The organism is Massilia sp. TSP1-1-2, from assembly GCF_049896185.1.
GTDB lineage: Bacteria > Pseudomonadota > Gammaproteobacteria > Burkholderiales > Burkholderiaceae_D > Telluria_A.
The window spans coordinates 70048-87709 of sequence record NZ_JAFCTU010000003.1 but is presented as its reverse complement, the minus strand read 5'-3'; the positions used below and the strand labels follow the sequence as shown (position 1 = coordinate 87709).

30 protein-coding genes are annotated in these 17662 nt (G+C 59.5%); 23 read left to right on the top strand and 7 right to left on the bottom strand.

Translation table 11 applies throughout. From position 1 onward, the window contains the following. Nucleotides 1-4: 4 nt before the first annotated feature. From ACP7BV_RS03565 to ACP7BV_RS03535, 7 genes are all read right to left on the bottom strand, one after another. Nucleotides 5-898 carry an HpcH/HpaI aldolase/citrate lyase family protein gene (locus ACP7BV_RS03565; protein WP_426101579.1) on the bottom strand — a complete coding sequence of 298 codons (894 nt, stop codon included), beginning with the start codon at nt 896-898 and terminating at the stop codon, nt 5-7. Next, a complete protein-coding gene (locus tag ACP7BV_RS03560; protein WP_426101577.1) occupies nt 891-1973 on the bottom strand; it encodes a cysteine protease StiP family protein in 1083 nt (360 codons plus the stop codon). Before ACP7BV_RS03560 ends, ACP7BV_RS03565 begins: the two co-directional genes overlap by 8 nt. Next, on the bottom strand, nt 1970-2731 hold the full coding sequence (locus tag ACP7BV_RS03555) for a hypothetical protein (RefSeq protein ID WP_426101575.1): 762 nt from the start codon (nt 2729-2731) through the stop codon (nt 1970-1972). The genes ACP7BV_RS03560 and ACP7BV_RS03555 overlap by 4 nt, the downstream gene beginning before the upstream one ends. Further along, nucleotides 2715-3893, bottom strand: coding sequence for a phosphoribosyltransferase domain-containing protein (locus tag ACP7BV_RS03550; RefSeq protein ID WP_426101573.1), 1179 nt, complete (start codon nt 3891-3893; stop codon nt 2715-2717). The genes ACP7BV_RS03555 and ACP7BV_RS03550 overlap by 17 nt, the downstream gene beginning before the upstream one ends. Further along, the gene (locus ACP7BV_RS03545; protein WP_426101571.1) at nt 3890-4909 is read right to left on the bottom strand and encodes an ATP-grasp domain-containing protein; all 1020 of its coding nucleotides are present in this window, start codon (nt 4907-4909) and stop codon (nt 3890-3892) included. Before ACP7BV_RS03545 ends, ACP7BV_RS03550 begins: the two co-directional genes overlap by 4 nt. 59 nt (nt 4910-4968) lie before the next feature. Then, a complete protein-coding gene (locus ACP7BV_RS03540) occupies nt 4969-6258 on the bottom strand; it encodes a VWA domain-containing protein (RefSeq protein WP_426101569.1) in 1290 nt (429 codons plus the stop codon). A 73-nt stretch (nt 6259-6331) separates the two neighbouring features. Beyond that, nucleotides 6332-6907 (bottom strand): TerD family protein, encoded by a 576-nt coding sequence (locus ACP7BV_RS03535; RefSeq protein WP_426101567.1) that lies wholly within the window; start codon nt 6905-6907, stop codon nt 6332-6334. Nucleotides 6908-7101: 194 nt separating this feature from the next. On the opposite strand from ACP7BV_RS03535, the gene ACP7BV_RS03530 reads away from it, so the two are divergent. The 23 genes from ACP7BV_RS03530 (at nt 7102) to rplO (ending at nt 17638) form a co-directional block, all read left to right on the top strand. After that, entirely contained in the window at nt 7102-7608 is a 507-nt protein-coding gene (locus ACP7BV_RS03530; RefSeq protein WP_426101565.1) for a hypothetical protein, read from the top strand. A 291-nt stretch (nt 7609-7899) separates the two neighbouring features. Continuing rightward, nucleotides 7900-8109 (top strand): type II toxin-antitoxin system HicB family antitoxin, encoded by a 210-nt coding sequence (locus tag ACP7BV_RS03525; protein ID WP_426101564.1) that lies wholly within the window; start codon nt 7900-7902, stop codon nt 8107-8109. After that, nucleotides 8106-8318 (top strand): type II toxin-antitoxin system HicA family toxin, encoded by a 213-nt coding sequence (locus tag ACP7BV_RS03520; protein WP_426101562.1) that lies wholly within the window; start codon nt 8106-8108, stop codon nt 8316-8318. Before ACP7BV_RS03525 ends, ACP7BV_RS03520 begins: the two co-directional genes overlap by 4 nt. A 183-nt stretch (nt 8319-8501) precedes the next feature. Further along, nucleotides 8502-9158: a 50S ribosomal protein L3 gene (gene rplC, locus ACP7BV_RS03515; RefSeq protein ID WP_426101560.1), complete on the top strand. Its 657-nt coding sequence runs from the start codon at nt 8502-8504 to the stop codon at nt 9156-9158. Between the two features lie 2 nt (nt 9159-9160). Then, nucleotides 9161-9781, top strand: a complete 621-nt coding sequence (rplD, locus tag ACP7BV_RS03510; protein WP_426101558.1) for a 50S ribosomal protein L4 — start codon at nt 9161-9163, stop codon at nt 9779-9781. Next, nucleotides 9778-10095, top strand: coding sequence for a 50S ribosomal protein L23 (gene rplW / locus ACP7BV_RS03505; RefSeq protein ID WP_426101556.1), 318 nt, complete (start codon nt 9778-9780; stop codon nt 10093-10095). The genes rplD and rplW overlap by 4 nt, the downstream gene beginning before the upstream one ends. Further along, nucleotides 10095-10922, top strand: a complete 828-nt coding sequence (gene rplB, locus ACP7BV_RS03500) for a 50S ribosomal protein L2 (protein ID WP_093390447.1) — start codon at nt 10095-10097, stop codon at nt 10920-10922. The genes rplW and rplB overlap by 1 nt, the downstream gene beginning before the upstream one ends. Nucleotides 10923-10931: 9 nt before the next feature. Further along, complete coding sequence (gene rpsS / locus ACP7BV_RS03495) at nt 10932-11207, top strand: 30S ribosomal protein S19 (RefSeq protein ID WP_054265824.1); 276 nt, start codon at nt 10932-10934, stop codon at nt 11205-11207. Beyond that, nucleotides 11204-11536: a 50S ribosomal protein L22 gene (gene rplV, locus ACP7BV_RS03490; RefSeq protein WP_180279404.1), complete on the top strand. Its 333-nt coding sequence runs from the start codon at nt 11204-11206 to the stop codon at nt 11534-11536. Before rpsS ends, rplV begins: the two co-directional genes overlap by 4 nt. 9 nt (nt 11537-11545) lie before the next feature. Further along, entirely contained in the window at nt 11546-12394 is an 849-nt protein-coding gene (gene rpsC, locus ACP7BV_RS03485; protein ID WP_426101553.1) for a 30S ribosomal protein S3, read from the top strand. Between the two features lie 3 nt (nt 12395-12397). Next, a complete protein-coding gene (gene rplP / locus ACP7BV_RS03480) occupies nt 12398-12817 on the top strand; it encodes a 50S ribosomal protein L16 (RefSeq protein ID WP_426101551.1) in 420 nt (139 codons plus the stop codon). A 12-nt stretch (nt 12818-12829) separates the two neighbouring features. Beyond that, on the top strand, nt 12830-13021 hold the full coding sequence (gene rpmC, locus ACP7BV_RS03475; protein WP_426101549.1) for a 50S ribosomal protein L29: 192 nt from the start codon (nt 12830-12832) through the stop codon (nt 13019-13021). Then, the gene (gene rpsQ / locus ACP7BV_RS03470) at nt 13018-13290 is read left to right on the top strand and encodes a 30S ribosomal protein S17 (protein ID WP_426101547.1); all 273 of its coding nucleotides are present in this window, start codon (nt 13018-13020) and stop codon (nt 13288-13290) included. Before rpmC ends, rpsQ begins: the two co-directional genes overlap by 4 nt. A gap of 293 nt (nt 13291-13583) precedes the next feature. Then, nucleotides 13584-13952, top strand: a complete 369-nt coding sequence (gene rplN, locus ACP7BV_RS03465) for a 50S ribosomal protein L14 (RefSeq protein WP_426101545.1) — start codon at nt 13584-13586, stop codon at nt 13950-13952. 9 nt (nt 13953-13961) lie between these two features. Next, nucleotides 13962-14276: a 50S ribosomal protein L24 gene (gene rplX / locus ACP7BV_RS03460; RefSeq protein WP_426101543.1), complete on the top strand. Its 315-nt coding sequence runs from the start codon at nt 13962-13964 to the stop codon at nt 14274-14276. Nucleotides 14277-14279: 3 nt separating this feature from the next. Beyond that, nucleotides 14280-14819 (top strand): 50S ribosomal protein L5, encoded by a 540-nt coding sequence (gene rplE / locus ACP7BV_RS03455; RefSeq protein ID WP_426101541.1) that lies wholly within the window; start codon nt 14280-14282, stop codon nt 14817-14819. A gap of 4 nt (nt 14820-14823) precedes the next feature. Next, entirely contained in the window at nt 14824-15129 is a 306-nt protein-coding gene (gene rpsN, locus ACP7BV_RS03450; protein WP_426101539.1) for a 30S ribosomal protein S14, read from the top strand. A 14-nt stretch (nt 15130-15143) separates the two neighbouring features. Beyond that, entirely contained in the window at nt 15144-15539 is a 396-nt protein-coding gene (gene rpsH / locus ACP7BV_RS03445; protein ID WP_426101537.1) for a 30S ribosomal protein S8, read from the top strand. 12 nt (nt 15540-15551) lie between these two features. Next, nucleotides 15552-16085 carry a 50S ribosomal protein L6 gene (gene rplF, locus ACP7BV_RS03440; protein WP_426101535.1) on the top strand — a complete coding sequence of 178 codons (534 nt, stop codon included), beginning with the start codon at nt 15552-15554 and terminating at the stop codon, nt 16083-16085. Between the two features lie 8 nt (nt 16086-16093). Next, the gene (rplR, locus tag ACP7BV_RS03435; protein ID WP_426101533.1) at nt 16094-16456 is read left to right on the top strand and encodes a 50S ribosomal protein L18; all 363 of its coding nucleotides are present in this window, start codon (nt 16094-16096) and stop codon (nt 16454-16456) included. Nucleotides 16457-16468: 12 nt separating this feature from the next. Continuing rightward, nucleotides 16469-16987, top strand: coding sequence for a 30S ribosomal protein S5 (rpsE, locus tag ACP7BV_RS03430; RefSeq protein WP_426101531.1), 519 nt, complete (start codon nt 16469-16471; stop codon nt 16985-16987). Nucleotides 16988-16997: 10 nt separating this feature from the next. Continuing rightward, entirely contained in the window at nt 16998-17177 is a 180-nt protein-coding gene (gene rpmD, locus ACP7BV_RS03425; protein WP_426101529.1) for a 50S ribosomal protein L30, read from the top strand. A gap of 29 nt (nt 17178-17206) precedes the next feature. After that, a complete protein-coding gene (gene rplO / locus ACP7BV_RS03420) occupies nt 17207-17638 on the top strand; it encodes a 50S ribosomal protein L15 (protein ID WP_099789584.1) in 432 nt (143 codons plus the stop codon). Nucleotides 17639-17662 lie beyond the last annotated feature (24 nt).

Here is a 17662-nt window from a genome sequence, read left to right as displayed (position 1 = left end):
GAAATCAGGGCGCCGCAACGTCGCTCTGGTGCGCGCCAAATACGTTGGACTGCTCGACCATGCGCTGCGCCCACGCCCGGTGGGTGGCCACTTCGCACATGGAATCGTGCAGCTTGAAAACGGCCGGGCTGTCGACATCGAGGATCGCGCGCGCCGCTTCCAGGTCGCGCGCCTTGACGCGGTAATGCTGCTCGATGAGTGTAATCTGGCTTGGATGGATCGCGGTCTTGCCGACCATTCCGTAGGCCATGTCTTCGGCCACTTCCTGGTCCAGCAGGTCGGGCAGGTCCAGGTGTTCGAACACCGGCGCCGTGAGCACGAAACCGTACGGGCGGAAGGTGGTGACCAGGCGCGCGATGACCGGGCCGAGCGGGGTGCGGTAAATGGTCATGTTGCGCGGACGGCGCAGTCCGAGCAGCGCAAGCAGGTCGTTGCCGCCGATGCGCAGCGCCAGGATGCGCGAACGCACGCCCGGCTGCTCCAGCGTTTCGCGGAACTTGCGCATCTCGTCGTCGTTGAAGACGTCGGCCGTTTCCAGCGTGGGCATGAGCATGTGATCGGTGCTGCGCACCTGCTTGAAGTAGGCGTCGAAGTTGTGGCGCGTGCACTTGGGGATGACAAAGCCGGTCAGCTTTTCAACGCCCGGCATGGCCAGCACGCGCGCCAGCACTTCCGGGTTGCGCACGCGGACAAAGCGCTCGGCGCGGCAGTCAGCCTTCATGTTGGCCAGCACCACTGACAGGTTGAACAGGGCCCAGCTGAGGTCCGCATCGGCAACCGCGTCTTCGGTGCAAAAAATCAGCGAGCGGGTATGCCCGAGGCGCTCGCCATCGGCCACTCCCATCAGGTGTTTGTGATTTGCGGGCAGGTAGAGCGAAGCGCCCATTGACTTAGCCATCTAGTGCACTCCTAATCAGCGAAACGGCGTGGTAGGGCAACGCGGGATCGACCATCACGGGGATATTTTTTTCCTGCGCCAGCAAGACCAGGTGCGCAACGTCGATTGCTTCGGCGTCGCGCACGATCAGCAGGCGCGGACTGCGGCGCAGCAGCACGCGGGTCGCTTCGCCGATACCCGGCTTGACCAGGTTGATGTCATTGATGCCGTGCTGCGCCAATGCGGCTTGCATATAGTCGCGCGACACCGTGGCCGCCAGCGCCTTATCCATCGGCGCCAGGGTGCTTGATGCGGCGGGCAGCGTGAGCGCGTGCGCCACCAGCTCGTCGGCAAAGCGTTGCGACTGGTCTTGCGGCTCGAACTGCTTGTAGTACACGCAGCCGTGAAAGTCGCCGGGGCCGATCGACGCGTTCAGGATCGAACGGCTGATCAGGCCCGACACCGTGGCGTTCAGGATCGACGAAGGAATCAGGTAGTCGTCGCACGAGGCGGCGCAGGCGGCGCTGCCGGCCAGGTCCGACAGCACGTACAGGCCGCCGTCGATCCGGGTGCCGCGGCGCGCGTTGAATTCGGCGATGGCCGTTTCCAGCTCGCGCGAGATCACGCCCTTGCCGGTCCAGCCGTCGACAAAGACAATCGATTCGCTTGCGTGACCTTGGGCCAGGATGTGCTCGAGCGCGACCTGGTCGATGCCGCGGTCGCGGATGATCGAGACCGAATAGTGCTCCACGCCGCGCCCTATCGATGCCAGCAGGTGCTTGAGCACCACGCCCACGGGCGTACCGGCACGCGCCAGCGACACCAGCGTGATGGCGCCCGTCCGGCGTTCTGCGATCAAGCGCGCCAGCGTCAGGCAGTCCTGCGCCATGCGCGCCATGTTGGCCTTGCAGGCCTGGCGGAACACGTTCAGGTAGCGCTCGGACGGCAGCGATTCGGGCGACAGCATTTCGCTGTAGTGGCGCTGGCCCGACTGGATCAGTCTTTCTTTTTCAGGAATGTCGACGAAGTCGAGCATGTCCAGCGGCTTTAACAAAAAGCGCACGTCGCCGCTGCGGTAACTGCCGGAGAAATTCATAGCGCCTCCAAAGTCAGGCCGGCCAGCTGGGTGCGGCGCGGGACGATGGCGTAGTCGCAGGCGGCCATGAAACGCGCGTCGGACTTGCTGTCGCCAATGCCGAAGGTAAGGATGTCGCCATGCTCGGCGCGCAGCTTGGCCGTCACGTAGGCCACCGCGTGCGACTTGTTCAGCGCGGTGGGCAGGATCGCCAGGTTGTTGCCGTTACGGTGGATGAAGTAATCGCGCCCGCCTTGCGCGATCCACGGCGCGACCACGTCGCGCTCGATCGGCTCGAGGTTCTCGGCCACTTTTTGCGGGTCCTTGATGACCAGGTAAAACGGCGTATCACAGTCTTCGATCAAGCGCGCACGCGCGCCAAAGCCGGTGCGTTCGGCCCAGGCGTCGATCAGGGCAGCGAGTTCCTGCAGGCCGGGCAGGGCGGCCTGCATGGCTTCTTGCATGTGGGCCAGCCACTCCTGGTCGACACTGCGGTCGGGGCGCAGCACGATGCCGCCGTAGTCAAGCACGGCCCAACTGGAAAACGGCAGCTGGACGCGCCCGAAAGCGTTCAGGTTGCGCGCGGTGGCGGGGATCATGGTCATGCCGTCCTGCGCAAAAGCGATGAACGCGCGCTGGGCTTCGGTGGTGTACGAAATGGGATTGCCGTCCTTGAGGAAGGCAGTCGCTTGCAGGCCGTCCTGGCCGCCGCACTTTTCGAGTGACTGGAACAGGGTGTCGTCGAGGTCGGCGAACAGGAATTTATGAAACTTCTTCAACTTGGGTCTCGGTAATGAAATGGAAGAGGCGCGCGTGAAACACGTCGGCCAGGCCGCGCAGCGCGGCGTTCGGCGCTGTTTCGTGGCAGATGAAGACATGGTCGTACATGCCGGGGGTGACGTTATACAGGAAATTGGTGACACCCTCGCCATAATTGTCCGGAAACGCGAGCGCGGCCGACACCGAACCCCATTTCAAGATGGGCGAACGCGTGGTCGACTGCACCACCACGTCCAGACCCGCAGCTTCCAGGCCCGCACCCAGCATATACGAGGCGTGCATGAATTCGCCCGTGCCCAGCACCAGCACGCGCTGGCCCGGCTGCACGCCGGCCGCCAGACGCGCGACCAGGCCGCCCGGCACGCGCAAGGCGCGGTCCAGGCCAAAGCGGCCGAACACACCGCTCGCGCCGCGGTCGGCCGTGGCGTCATAGCGCTGCGCCGGCGGGCCTTCGGTGGGCACATCGCCCGGAATGAACTGGTATTCGCCGGACAGGGGCGCGGCCATGCTGGTGGTCACGCCAAAGCGCGCGCTCAAGGCCTCGGTGGCGGCCTGGCCCATGAAGTTGGTGACCGTGGCCAGGTGCACCCGTGCGATGTTCGGATTCAGTGCGCGCACCGCGTTCGACAGGTTCAGGAAGGTGTTGCCGGTGCTCGCCTCGTCGTCGATCAGTACCAGGGTGCGCGCGGTGAGCAGCAGGTCGCGCTTGTGCATCTCGGTGGGCATGTGCAGAAACTGGCGCGGCGCGTGGCTGTGCGCTTCCTCGAATTCGATTACCGGCTCGGTGCCTACCCGGTAGCGGGTGGTGTAGATGAACAGCGCGTCGCGCCCCGGGTTGGCGGCCAGCCAGGCTTCGAACACGCCCTGGCCCAGACCCACGGCCGTTTCGGCCATGGCGATGAAGACCACGGCGCCGTCGATGGCCGGCACCGCGTCGGCCATGTCGGCATGGATCATGCGCATCACGGACGGGCGCACCGGCCAGTGCTTGCCCAGCACCTTGGACAGGAATAAAAAGCCGCGCTTGGCGTTGGCGCGGGCGGCAAAGCCGAGCAAGTCGTCGAGCGGGTAGGCGCTCTCGTGGACGGTCAGTTCGAGCGTGCCGGTCGGCAGGGTGACGCTCAGGGGGGCGTTTAGCGGCAGTGTGGTGGCGTCGGTCATACAAGTTCCGTGGAAGAGGTCAGTTCGGCCACGCGAATGCCGTTGCGCACTTCGGGCACGTGCACCGTGTGGTAGCCGTCGGCGAAGCCGGCCAGGGCGATGTAGGGCAGGTTCGGGCCGGCCACGCAGGCCATGCCGATGCCGCCCGACATGCGCGGGTTAATTTCAAGCAGGCGCAGCGCGCCGCCGCCTTCGCGGTACTGCACGTTGAAGCACCCGTTCAGGCCAAAGTCGGCCGCCAGTTTGGCGGTGGCGTCGAGGATATCGCGGCGCATGTCGATCAGTTGGCCGCGCCCGGCCTTGCGCGGCTTTTTGCGCGCCACGGCGGCCACCAGGCGGCCGTTCTCGCCCACGCAGTCAACGCTGTACTCGTGCCCGTCCAAAAATTCCATCAGCAGCATGGTGCGAAACGCGCCCAGCTCGGCCAGCCCGCGTCGCATGTCGGCCAGGCCAATGTGGTACTGCTCGCCGGCCAGCAGCAGCGCGGCGCTGCTGCGCGCTTCGTCCAGCACCGCAAAGCCCAGGCCGAAGACCGATTCGGACGGCTTGACGCACAGCGTCTGGTGGACCTGGCGCAGTTCTGCGTAGGCGGCGTCGAACTGCTGCACGTCCTCGAACACGCGAAAGTCGGCCACGGGGGCGAGCGGCAGGTCGACCGTGGCGTAAAAGCGCGCCTTGTCGTGAATCAGTTCGAGCGACGCGACCGAGCCGGCGCTGAGCACGCGCGTGCCTTGCGCCTCGAAGCGGGCGTGTTCGCCGGCCAGGACGGTCGATTCCTTGCCGGGCACGAAAATGTCGACCTGGTGCTCGCGGCAAAAATCAAGGCACCACGCAATATAGGTGGCGGTGTCCATGCCGGTCGGCTCGACGAAAAACTCGTGCGCGACGCGGGCTGCGTTGACGTGCGGATTGGCATTGCTGTAGATGAGATGAAAGCGACCTTCGGTGTCCGCTTCGCGGATGAGGCCGATAGCCGCGTACACGGACGAGAACGTCCTGTTGAACCAGACACGCATGAATAACCTTAAAAATGACTGTTGATAAATTCTTTAACTATTGATAAAGGCAGCGGCGCTTACGCCAGCACGCCGTGTTGCTTGGCCAGCTTGAGCCAGGCCGGGTACTCGGCCATGAGCAGGTCGTACAGCGCGCCATCGCCGTGTTCATCGGGCGAGGCCACCGAAAAGAAGTTGGCGTTGTCGACCAGGCGTCCGCTTAATTCATCGAGTTTTTCGAGGAAGGGGAAGTCAGAGTCTGCGAACGCCAGCAGGCGCTTGCTTTTTGATTTGCGGCCTTTGCCAATGCCCATGAACTGCCAGAAGATCGGCTCGTAGCTGCTTTGGCGCAGCTGTTTTTCGGTCAGCGGCTGGTCGGACGTGCTGCCGTCGGTGACGAACATGACATACACCGGGATCGCGCCCTTGACGGGTGCCTTGCGTTCGGCGCCGGCGCCGTCCGGGAAGTAGAACTTGCGCACCGCTTCCATCGCCCGCCCGTAGCGGGTGTCGCCTTCGAGCGGGTGGCGCGAGATCACGTTCTGGATGTAGGTGGGCGCGTTGGACAGAGTCATGGGCGCCGGCCGGTGCACGCCGGAGCCGAACAGGAATACGTCGATCTCGCCATCATCGTCGAACTTGCAGCCAAGCGCCAGGATGCGGTCGGAAAACTGTTGTACCAAGCCCTTTTTGTAGAGCGAGGTCATGGAACCGGAAATGTCGAGTACCAGCGCGACCTTGGCGCGGTGCGCCGACAGGCCGACCTTGGCCAGCGAAACGCCGGCGTGCTTGACCAGGCTGACCAGCTGCGGCGCTTCGCGTTCGATGCGTTTTTCCAGCGAAATGCGCGCTGGCGGCGGCGCGGCGTCAGTCACCGCGCCGCCGAAGTGGGCAACGAGCGCATCAAGGCCGCCGTTGAAGCCCTGGCCGACGGCCATGAAGCGCCACTGGCCGTCCTTGCGGTACAGCGTGCCGAGCATGGCGGCGCGCTCCTGGGCGAAGTCGGCGCCGCTGAAAGGGAAGCGGGCGGCGTCGCCCAGTTGCAGAGCGCTCGCGCCCAGCTGGGCCAGGGTGCCGGCGCCGTCGACGCTGGCAGTGATGACGAGCTGGTCGATTGCCGCGGGCAGGCGCGTGGTGTCGATTGCGAAGCTGGCGCCGTTGGGGGCGGGCGTCATCGCCACGCCGCCGCACGGGGTTGCGCTCTGGTTGAAGAACGTCATGTACGGTTCGGCCAGCAGCTTGCCGCCGGCGTTCAGGCCGAAGCACGCAAAGTCCAACGGCACGCCGTTGGCGGCCAGCGAAATGACAATACGCCCGTTGCCCGTCATTGTAGCCAGTGGCAGGCGCTGCCCCCGTGAAAGCTGTTCCATCGTGCTCCGCTGTAAAAGAATTGGGTGCTGACTGGTCCGGATGGCGCGTTTGCGCTGCGGACCAGTCAGGTACTTAGGCGTTGACGCCGAACGAGCGGGCCAGGGGGCCCAGGCCGCCCTTGAAACCCTGGCCGATGGCCTTGAATTTCCATTCGGCGCCGGCGCGATACAGTTCACCGAAAATCATCGCCGTTTCGACCGAGCCGTCTTCGGACAGGTCATAGCGCGCCAGTTCCTTGTCGCCGTCGGCGTTCAGGCAGCGGATGTAAGCCTTGCCAACCATGCCGAAGTTTTGCTTGCGCGCGTCCGCTTCATGGATCGTGACGCACAGGGACACCTTGTCGATGTCGGCCGGCACCTTCGACAGGTCGACCAGGATCTTCTCGTCGTCGCCTTCGCCCACGCCGGACGTATTGTCGCCCTGATGGGTGACCGAGCCGTCGGTCGACTTGAGGTTGTTGTAGAAGATGAAATCGCTGTCGCCGCGAACCTTGCCGTCGTTTTTCTGCAGGAATGCGCTGCCGTCGAGGTCGAACGCGGCGCCGTCGGTGGCGCGCGGATCCCAGCCCAGGCCGATCATCACGCGCGTCAAGCCGGGTTCTTCCTTGCTCAGGTTGACGTTGCCGCCTTTTTGCAAACTGATTGCCATATAAATCTCTCCTTGGTTGAAATTCCGAAAAAGACCCGATTGGCCGGGTCTTGCTACAACAACCCTAGATGGGCACGTTTTGTAATCAATCAAGCAATCTATTTTAGCTCGAATACAACGCCGCACACGTAGTTGCTGGACAGAAATTGCAGCGCCAAGGTAGACTGGAATCCTCCTTTGCCACGCAGCTTGCCATGACCATCGACCTTGACAGCCGCCGCTCCATCCGCAAGATTGCCTGTGCGGATTTTGCTGCCTATCCGGTCTGGGAATGGGCGATCAACGAGGGCGCTCCGCTGGGCGACGGCGATTCCTTCCTGCGCCCGACCTCGCTCGACAGCCTGGGCCTCGATGCGGGGCGGCATTATGTAGTGAGTGCGACGGCCACGCTGAGCGAGGGCAGCGTGCTGCCGGCCTGCGTCGAAGTCAGCGTGCGCGGCAACCGGCGCCACGTTGAGCCGATGTTTATCTTCCTGCAGGAGCGCCATCTCGACTTTGGTGGCTCAGAGACAAAAACCGTGCTCAGTCACTACACCAAGCGCGCGGGTTGCCGCCCGCTGCGCTGGACGCTGGCCGTGCCGTTCGCGGGTGGAACGGTGCTGCCGTCGGGCATGTTGCGCGAGAGCTTGCTGTCGCGGGTCACGCGGCTGTGGACGCGGCTGCGGCGGGCGGCGGTAGGCAAGAGCGTCCTAGTGCCGTAGTACTTGCTTTGCGGCCTACACAGCAGGCATTCGTTTTGCAACCTCCCCCGGGGTCAGTTCCCCCATTGCGACACGAGCACATCTGCTGCTTGATGAGCTCGTGTCGCAATGGGGGAACTGACCCCCTAGAGATTGCAATGGGGGAACTGACCCCCTAGAGATTTCTAGAGATTTCCACAATCGCAAAGGCTGGCCGGGCAACAACCGCTACCGGAGTCTCACCCAATCGGCTGCTTACTATTGCGCTTTGGCGGGGGAGGGCGTGATAAACTCGCTGAAACGGGGGGCGCGATGAACTTGACCTTGGAATGCGAGCAGGAAGCTGACGGTCGCTGGATTGCGGAGGTTCCTGAATTGCCGGGTGTGATGGCCTACGGCATGTCGCCCAATGATGCGATGGCGAAAGCACAGGTGCTCGCACTGAGGGTCATTGCCGAGCGCATTGAACATGGCGAGTCGTTGCCTATCAGTTTTAGTATTTCTCTTCCCGTTAACGTATGACGCAGTGGCCTTCATCGAAGGCCAAGCGGGTTTTGGCTGCCCTTCTAAAAGCAGGCTGGACAATAAAGCGACAAAGCGGTTCGCATCGCACGCTCAGCCGTGACGGCTGGCCAGATGTCGTGTTCGCGTTCCACGACAGCGCAGAAATTGGCCCCGTCATGCTGGCGCGCATTGCCAAGCGAACGGGCTTGGGCGCTTCCGACCTGTGAGCGCCGCCGTACTGCCCCAAACGCTGACACAACACATCGCCATACCCCCAACTAAGTTGTTGCGTCAAGCCCTTTTGCACGTTATACTAGCCGGCTTCGGTATGGATTCGTCCGTTTTGAATCTGTCCTTTACTTGGTAGTTAAACAAAGCCCCGCCCAATCGCAGGTGGGAATGGAGAAAAAATGAGCCTAGGCCTTCTCGGTCGCAAGGTTGGAATGATGCGCATCTTTACGGATGAAGGGGACTCGATCCCTGTCACCGTGCTGGACGTGTCGAACAACCGTGTTGCGCAAGTCAAAACTCCTGAAACAGACGGTTACTCCGCTGTTCAGGTCGCTTTCGGTCAACGTCGCGCTTCCCGTGTGACCAAATCGGTAGCGGGTCACCACGCCAAAGCTGGCGTCGAAGCCGGCACCATGCTGCGCGAATTCCGCGTAGATGCAGGCAAAGCTGCCGAACTGAAAACTGGCGACATCGTCGCCGCTTCGCTGTTCGAAGTCGGTCAAAAGATCGACGTTCAGGGCGTTACGATCGGTAAGGGTTACGCTGGCGTCATCAAGCGTTACCACTTCTCTTCCGGTCGCGCTACCCACGGTAACTCGCGTTCGCACAATGTGCCGGGCTCGATCGGTATGGCGCAGGATCCAGGTCGCGTTTTCCCTGGTAAGCGCATGACCGGTCACCTTGGTGACGTTAACCGTACCGTACAGAATCTCGTCATCGCCCGTATCGATGCCGACCGTCAGCTGTTGCTGGTCAAAGGCGCCGTACCAGGTGCGAAAAATGGCCAAGTGATCGTCTCGCCTGCCATTAAATCCAAAGTTCAGAAGGGAGCTTAATTATGGAACTCAAGCTTCTGAATGAGCAAGGACAAGCAGGTTCGAACGTTGCTGCAGCCGATACCGTTTTCGGCCGTGACTACAACGAAGCACTGATTCACCAGATCGTGGTCGCCTACGCCGCTAACGCGCGTTCGGGTAACCGCAAGCAGAAAGACCGTGAAGAAGTCCACCACACGACCAAGAAGCCTTGGCGCCAAAAAGGCACCGGCCGCGCTCGTGCCGGTATGTCGTCCTCGCCTCTGTGGCGCGGCGGCGGTCGTATTTTCCCGAACTCGCCTGACGAGAACTTCACCCACAAAGTCAACAAGAAGATGTATCGCGCAGGTATCTGCTCGATCCTGTCGCAGTTGGCCCGTGAAGAGCGTCTGGTCGTCGTTGAGTCGATGAGCATCGATGCTCCCAAGACCAAAATGCTGTCGCAGAAGCTTGCCAGCATGGGTCTGGAATCGGTCATGATCATCACCGACAATCTGGAAGAGAACCTGGAACTGGCGTCGCGCAACCTGCCGCACGTGCTCGTCGTTGAGCCGAAGCATGCAGATCCGATGTCGCTGGTGTTCTACAAAAAAATCGTGGTCACCAAAGCAGCACTGGCCATGATCGAGGAGATGTTCGCATGAGCGGCATACTGAAATTTTCCGAAGAGCGCCTGATGAAGGTTCTCCAGGCGCCGGTCATTTCCGAGAAGGCCACCATGGTCGCGGAAAAGAACGAGCAGATCGTGTTCCGCGTATTGCCGGATGCGACCAAGCCTGAAATCAAGGCAGCCGTTGAACTGTTGTTCAAGGTTGAAGTCCTGTCCGTCCAGACAGCCAATCGCCAAGGTAAGCAAAAGCGTTCGGGCCGTTTCAATGGCCGTCGCAATCATACCAAGCGTGCTTTCGTGTGCCTGAAGCCTGGCCAGGAAATCAATTTTGTCGAGGAGGCTAAATAATGGCACTCGTAAAGATGAAACCAACCTCACCAGGCCGTCGCGGCATGGTGAAGGTTGTGAACCCGGACCTGTACAAAGGTCGTCCGTTCGCAGCCCTGGTTGAAAAGAAATCGAAAACTGCCGGCCGTAACAACAACGGTCACATCACCACCCGCCACATCGGCGGCGGTCACAAGCAGCACTATCGCCTGATCGACTTCAAGCGTCAGAAGGATGGTATTCCGGCAAAGGTCGAGCGTATCGAATACGATCCAAACCGTACCGCGAACATCGCCCTGCTGTGCTATGCAGACGGTGAGCGCCAGTACATCATCGCTACCAAGGGCATGGCCGTTGGTGACAGCGTGATGAACGGTTCGGAAGCGCCGATCAAGTCGGGCAACTGCCTGCCGATCCGCAACATCCCGGTCGGTACGATCATGCATTGCGTCGAAATGCTGCCAGGTAAGGGTGCCCAGATGGCCCGTACCGCCGGCGCCGGCGTGGTGCTGATGGCACGCGAAGGTACCTACGCTCAAGTGCGCCTGCGCTCGGGTGAAGTACGCCGCGTGCACATCGAGTGCCGCGCAACCGTTGGCGAAGTCGGCAATGCCGAACACAGCCTGCGCAAGATCGGTAAAGCTGGTGCGATGCGCTGGCGCGGTGTTCGTCCTACCGTTCGCGGTGTGGTCATGAACCCGGTCGATCACCCGCACGGTGGTGGTGAAGGTAAAACCGCAGCTGGTCGTCATCCAGTGTCGCCTTGGGGCCAACAGACGAAGGGTAAGAAGACGCGCCGTAACAAGCGTACGACTTCGATGATCGTCTCGCGCCGCGGCAAGAAATAAGGATAAGACATGACACGTTCATTGAAAAAAGGGCCGTTTATCGACGCCCACCTGGTGAAAAAAGTCGAAACCGCGCAAGCGAACAAAGACAAAAAGCCAGTAAAAACCTGGTCGCGCCGTTCGACGATTTCGCCAGACTTCATCGGTCTGACGATCGCTGTACACAACGGCAAGCTGCACGTGCCGGTGTACATCTCCGAGAACATGGTTGGACACAAGCTCGGCGAATTCGCACTGACCCGTACGTTCAAGGGCCATGCCGCTGACAAGAAGGCGAAGAAATAATGGAAACCAAAGCTATCCTCAAAGGTGTGCGCCTGTCGGATCAAAAAGGCCGCCTGGTTGCCGATCTGATTCGCGGCAAGAAAGTCGGCGCAGCACTCGACATCTTGCAGTTCAGCCCGAAAAAAGGTGCAACGATCATCAAGAAGGTTCTGGAGTCCGCCATCGCGAACGCCGAACACAATGATGGCGCTGACATCGACGAGTTGAAAATCGTACAGATCTATGTTGAAAAGGGTCCGATCCTGAAGCGCTTTACTGCACGCGCTAAAGGTCGGGGCGATCGTATCTCGAAACAATCCTGTCACATCTACGTGACTGTCGGTAACTAAGGGGTCACGATGGGACAGAAGATTCATCCAACAGGCTTTCGCCTGTCAGTAACCCGTAACTGGGCATCGCGTTGGTACGCGGGCAATGGTAACTTTGCCCAAATGCTCAACGAAGATCTCGCAGCACGTGCTTATCTGAAAAAGAAACTGAAGAACGCTTCGGTTGGCCGCATCGTCATCGAGCGTCCTGCCAAGAACGCGCGTTTCACGATCTACAGCTCACGCCCAGGCGTGGTCATTGGTAAAAAAGGCGAGGACATCGAAGTACTGAAGACCGCGCTGACCAAGATCATGGGTGTGCCGGTTCACGTGAACATCGAAGAAATCCGCAAGCCGGAAATTGACTCGCAGTTGATCGCCGATTCGATTTCGCAGCAGCTGGAAAAACGGATCATGTTCCGCCGTGCGATGAAGCGCGCCATGCAAAATGCCATGCGTCTCGGTGCACTCGGTATCAAGATCATGTCTTCGGGCCGTTTGAACGGTATCGAAATCGCTCGTAAAGAGTGGTACCGCGAAGGCCGTGTGCCACTGCACACGCTGCGCGCCGATATCGACTACGGTACCAGCGAAGCGGCAACGACCTACGGCATCATCGGCGTCAAGGTCTGGGTATACAAAGGTGACCGCGCGCCAAACGGCGACGCACCAGTCATCGATAGCCCGGCTGACGAAAAGAAGAGCCGCGGCCCGCGCCGTGACGATGGCAAACCAGCTGGCCGTCCGCGTCCAGCCGGCGCCCCTGGCCGTCCAGGTTCAACCCCAACTGGCGCACCAGTGGTCAAGGCCCGTCCTGCAGTCGCAGTGAAGAAGCCGGAAGCCGCAGCTGCCGCACCAGCTGAGAAAGCAGGAGAATAAATCATGCTGCAACCAGCACGCAGGAAGTATCGTAAAGAGCAGAAAGGTCGTAACACCGGCATTTCGCACACCCGCGGCACCGCGGTCTCGTTCGGTGAATTCGGTCTGAAGGCAGTCGCCCGCGGCCGTATCACGGCGCGTCAGATCGAAGCTGCACGTCGTGCCATGACCCGTCACATCAAGCGCGGTGGTCGTATTTGGATCCGTATTTTCCCGGACAAGCCAATTTCGAACAAGCCAGCTGAAGTTCGTATGGGTAACGGTAAAGGCAATCCAGAGTACTACGTCGCTGAAATTCAGCCAGGCAAGGTACTGTACGAGATGGACGGCGTCGACGAGACTTTGGCACGTGAAGCGTTCCGTCTGGCCGCAGCCAAACTGCCACTGGCGACGACTTTTGTCATCCGCCAAGTCGGCACTTAAAAGGAGTTGTAAATGAAAGCATCAGAACTCCGCGGCAAAGACCAGCCAGCGCTTGAAAAAGAGCTGAATGAGTTGTTGAAGGCCCAGTTCGGCATGCGTATGCAAATCGCTACGCAACAGCTGAGCAACACTTCGCAGCTCAAGAAGGTACGCCGCGATATCGCGCGTGTAAAGACTGTCATGAACTCGAAGGAAGCCAAATGAGCGACACCCCTAAAGTAGCGCTGAAGCGCACGCTGGTCGGTAAAGTGGTGTCGGACAAGATGGACAAGACGGTTACCGTGTTGATCGAGCGTCACGTCAAGCACCCGCTGTACGGCAAGATCATCATGCGTTCGAACAAGTATCACGCGCATGACGAAGGCAATGTGGTCAAGATGGGTGACACCGTCGAGATCCAGGAAGGTCGCCCGATCTCCAAGACCAAAGCTTGGACAGTAACGCGCGTTGTTCAGGCAGCGCCAGTTATCTAAGAGCTTTAAGCTTTACCAGTAGTGCCGGATGGGGCGGCCGCAGAGGAGCGCGGCAGCCAGCTTCCGGATAATAGTTCTTGCGGGCCCGCCAGTATTGTGTGATACTAGCGGGCTTCGTTCATGTAACGCCGCATATCAGTCACCCCGGTGGCAGCGGCCTAATAAAACGTAAGTTTTTGGAAAGTCCATCACCCAATCAGCGTTCTCCAGCAAGGAGGACACTGGCGGGACCAAGACTGACCGCAGGCCCACATCGTGGGGATTCTTCGGCTTAAGTTGGGAAAGAGAATACTATGATTCAAACTGAAAGCCGGCTCGAAGTAGCCGACAATACCGGTGCCAAGGAAGTTATGTGCATCAAGGTATTGGGCGGTTCCAAGCGCCGTTACGCTGGCATTGGCGACGTGATCAAGGTAACCGTCAAGGTTGCTGCGCCACGCGGCCGTGTCAAAAAAGGTGAAATTTATAACGCCGTGGTTGTCCGCACCGCTAAAGGTGTGCGCCGCCCAGACGGCTCGCTGGTGAAGTTCGACGGCAATGCCGCCGTACTGCTCAACGCCAAGCTCGAGCCGATCGGTACCCGTATTTTTGGACCAGTCACGCGCGAACTGCGCACTGAAAAGTTCATGAAAATCGTGTCCCTGGCACCTGAAGTTCTGTAAGGAGTCGCAATGGATAAGATTCGTAAAAACGACGAAGTCATCGTTCTGACCGGCAAAGACAAGGGCAAGCGCGGCGTTGTTCAACAGCGTGTAGACGCTGAACATGTCGTGGTTGAAGGCGTCAACATCGCTAAAAAAGCGACCAAGCCTAACCCAATGACCGGCGTAACTGGTGGTATCGTCGATAAGACAATGCCGATTCACGTGTCCAACGTTGCATTGTTCAATGCAGCGACTGGCAAGGCAGACCGCGTGGGCTTCAAAGACGTAGACGGCAAGAAAGTCCGCGTTTTCAAGTCCTCCGGCGAAGTAGTGAAAGCTTAAATCATGACACGTCTCCAAGAGTTTTATAAAGACAAAGTCGTTGCCGACCTCGTAACCAAATTTGGTTACAAGTCGCCAATGGAAGTGCCGCGCCTGACCAAGATCACCCTGAACATGGGCTTGGGCGAGGCAATCGCGGACAAGAAGATCATCGAACACGCAATGGGCGACATGACCAAGATCGCCGGCCAAAAGCCAGTGACCACCAAGGCACGTAAAGCTATTGCAGGTTTCAAGATCCGTGAAGGCTACCCACTCGGTGCGATGGTCACCCTGCGCGGCGCCCGCATGTACGAGTTCCTGGATCGCTTCATCACCGTGGCCCTGCCGCGCGTGCGCGACTTCCGTGGTGTGAATGGCCGTTCGTTCGATGGTCGTGGCAACTACAACATCGGTGTCAAGGAACAGATCATTTTCCCTGAAATCGAGTACGACAAGATCGATGTGCTGCGTGGTTTGAATATCAGCATCACGACGACCGCCAAGACCGACGACGAAGCGAAAGCACTCCTCGCCGCCTTTAAATTTCCGTTCAGAAACTGAGATCATGGCAAAACTATCACTGATCAACCGCGAACAGAAGCGTGCAGACCTGGTGGCAAAATTTGCCCCTAAGCGTGCAGCTCTGAAAGCCATCATCGATGACCAGTCGAAGACGGAAGAAGAACGCTATGAAGCCCGTCTGAAGTTGCAGGCTCTGCCGCGCAACTCGGCACCGACCCGCCAGCGTAACCGCTGCGCAATCACCGGTCGTCCGCGTGGCACATTCCGTAAATTCGGTCTGGGTCGCATCAAGCTCCGTGAATTCGCCATGCGTGGTGAAATTCCGGGTATGACTAAAGCAAGCTGGTAATAGGAGAATATGCAATGAGTATGAGCGATCCTATCGCCGATATGCTGACCCGCATTCGCAATGCACAAGGCGTTCAAAAAACGACCGTGGCCATGCCATCGTCGAAAGTCAAAGTGGCGATTGCCAACGTCCTCAAGGACGAGGGTTACATTGAAGATTTCGCCGTCACCGCAGCTGGTGGCAAGGCGGAACTGAAGATCGGTTTGAAGTATTACGTTGGCCGTCCGGTCATCGAGCGCTTAGAGCGCGTGTCCCGTCCGGGCCTGCGCGTCTACAAGGGCAAAGATGATATCCCTACCGTCATGAACGGCCTGGGTGTGGCGATTGTGTCGACCCCGCAAGGCGTCATGACAGACCGCAAAGCACGCGCCACCGGTGTCGGCGGCGAAGTTATCTGCTACGTGGCTTAAGGAGTATCGACAATGTCCCGAGTAGCTAAAATGCCGATCACTGTTCCAGCTGGCGCCGAAGTGGCGATCACTGCAGCAGCGATCACCGTCAAGGGCCCGCTGGGCACCATGACCCAGAACCTGAACGGCCTGGTAAAAGTAGAAAACAAAGATGGCACCCTGTCGTTTGACGTCGTCAACGACAGCCGTGAGTCGAACGCGATGTCCGGCACCTTGCGTGCCTTGGTCAACAATATGGTGACCGGCGTGACCAAAGGCTTCGAGAAGAAGCTGTCGCTGGTAGGCGTGGGCTACAAAGCCCAGGCCGCCGGTGACAAGCTGAACCTGTCGCTGGGTTTCTCGCACCCTGTTGCGCACCAGATGCCAGCCGGCGTGACCGTGACCACCCCAACCCCGACCGAGATCATCATCAAGGGTATCGATCGTCAACAGGTTGGTCAAGTCGCTGCCGAAGTGCGTGCTTACCGCTCCCCTGAGCCTTATAAAGGCAAGGGCGTCCGCTATGTGGACGAAGTGGTTAAGCTTAAAGAAACCAAGAAGAAATAAGGCTGACCATGGACAAGAAAGAATCACGTCTGCGTCGTGGACGCCAGACCCGCATCAAGATCGCTTCGCTGAAAGTAAATCGCTTGTCGGTACACCGTACCAACCTGCACATTTACGCCAGCCTGATCAGCCCGGACGCCAAAGTTCTCGTTTCGGCCTCGACGGCCGAAGCGGAAGTGCGCGCCGAACTGGCAGGCAAGAGCGGCGCCGGCGGCAATGCCGCCGCTGCTGCCCTGGTCGGCAAGCGTGTAGCGGAGAAAGCACTCAAAGCAGGGATTACCGAAGTTGCGTTTGACCGCTCCGGTTTCCGTTACCACGGCCGTGTGAAGGCGTTGGCTGAAGCCGCGCGTGAAGCCGGTCTGAAGTTCTAAGGAAGAATCGTCATGGCAAAAATGCAAGCTAAAATGCAAAGCGACAAGCCGGATGATGGCATGCGCGAAAAAATGATCGCGATCAACCGCGTGACCAAAGTGGTCAAGGGTGGTCGTATCATGGGTTTCGCCGCGTTGACCGTCGTCGGTGACGGCGATGGCCGCATTGGCATGGGCAAGGGCAAGTCGAAGGAAGTACCGGTTGGTGTGCAGAAGGCAATGGAAGAAGCCCGTCGCAACCTGATCAAGGTACCTCTCAAGAACGGCACGATCCACCACAACGTATCGGGCAAGCACGGCGCATCGAAAGTCATCATGATGCCCGCCAAGCCAGGTACCGGCGTGATCGCTGGCGGCGCAATGCGCGCTATCTTCGAAGTAATGGGCGTGACCGATATCGTGGCGAAATCCACGGGCTCGTCGAACCCTTACAACCTGGTGCGCGCCACGCTCGACGGTCTGTCAAAAATGAGTACTGCTTCCGACATCGCCGCCAAGCGCGGCAAGTCGGTCGAAGACATCCTAGGCTAAGAGGAACATCATGGCAAACACCATCAAAGTACAATTGGTCAAAGGGCTGATCGGCACGCGGCAAGACCACCGTGCCACCGTCCGCGGTCTGGGCTTGCGTCGTGTTAACTCGGTGTGCGAGTTAGAGGACACCCCATCCGTACGCGGCATGATCAATAAAGTGTCGTACCTCGTTAAAGTAGTCGCTTAAGCCTTCGGGCTTAAGTAACGGAGAAACTTATGGAATTGAACACAATCCAACCAGCCGAAGGCGCCAAGCACTACAAGCGTCGCGTCGGTCGTGGTATTGGCTCGGGCATCGGTAAAACCGCTGGCCGTGGTCACAAAGGTCAGAAATCGCGTTCGGGCGGCTTTCATAAAGTCGGTTTCGAAGGCGGTCAGATGCCTCTGCAGCGCCGTCTGCCTAAGCGTGGTTTCAAATCGCTCAACGCAACGTTCAAAGCTGAAGTACGCCTGTCGGACCTGAACAACCTGCCTGTCGGCGATGTCGACATCCTAGTGTTGAAGCAAGCTGGCATTTTGCAAGTCCTGGCGCGCGATGTGCGCGTGATCCTGTCCGGCGAAGTCACCAAAGCGGTGAACCTCAAAGGCTTGAAAGTGACTGCAGGCGCGAAAGCGGCAATCGAAGCAGCTGGCGGCTCGGTAGCGTAAGTTGCAGATCTAACAGCTTGATCG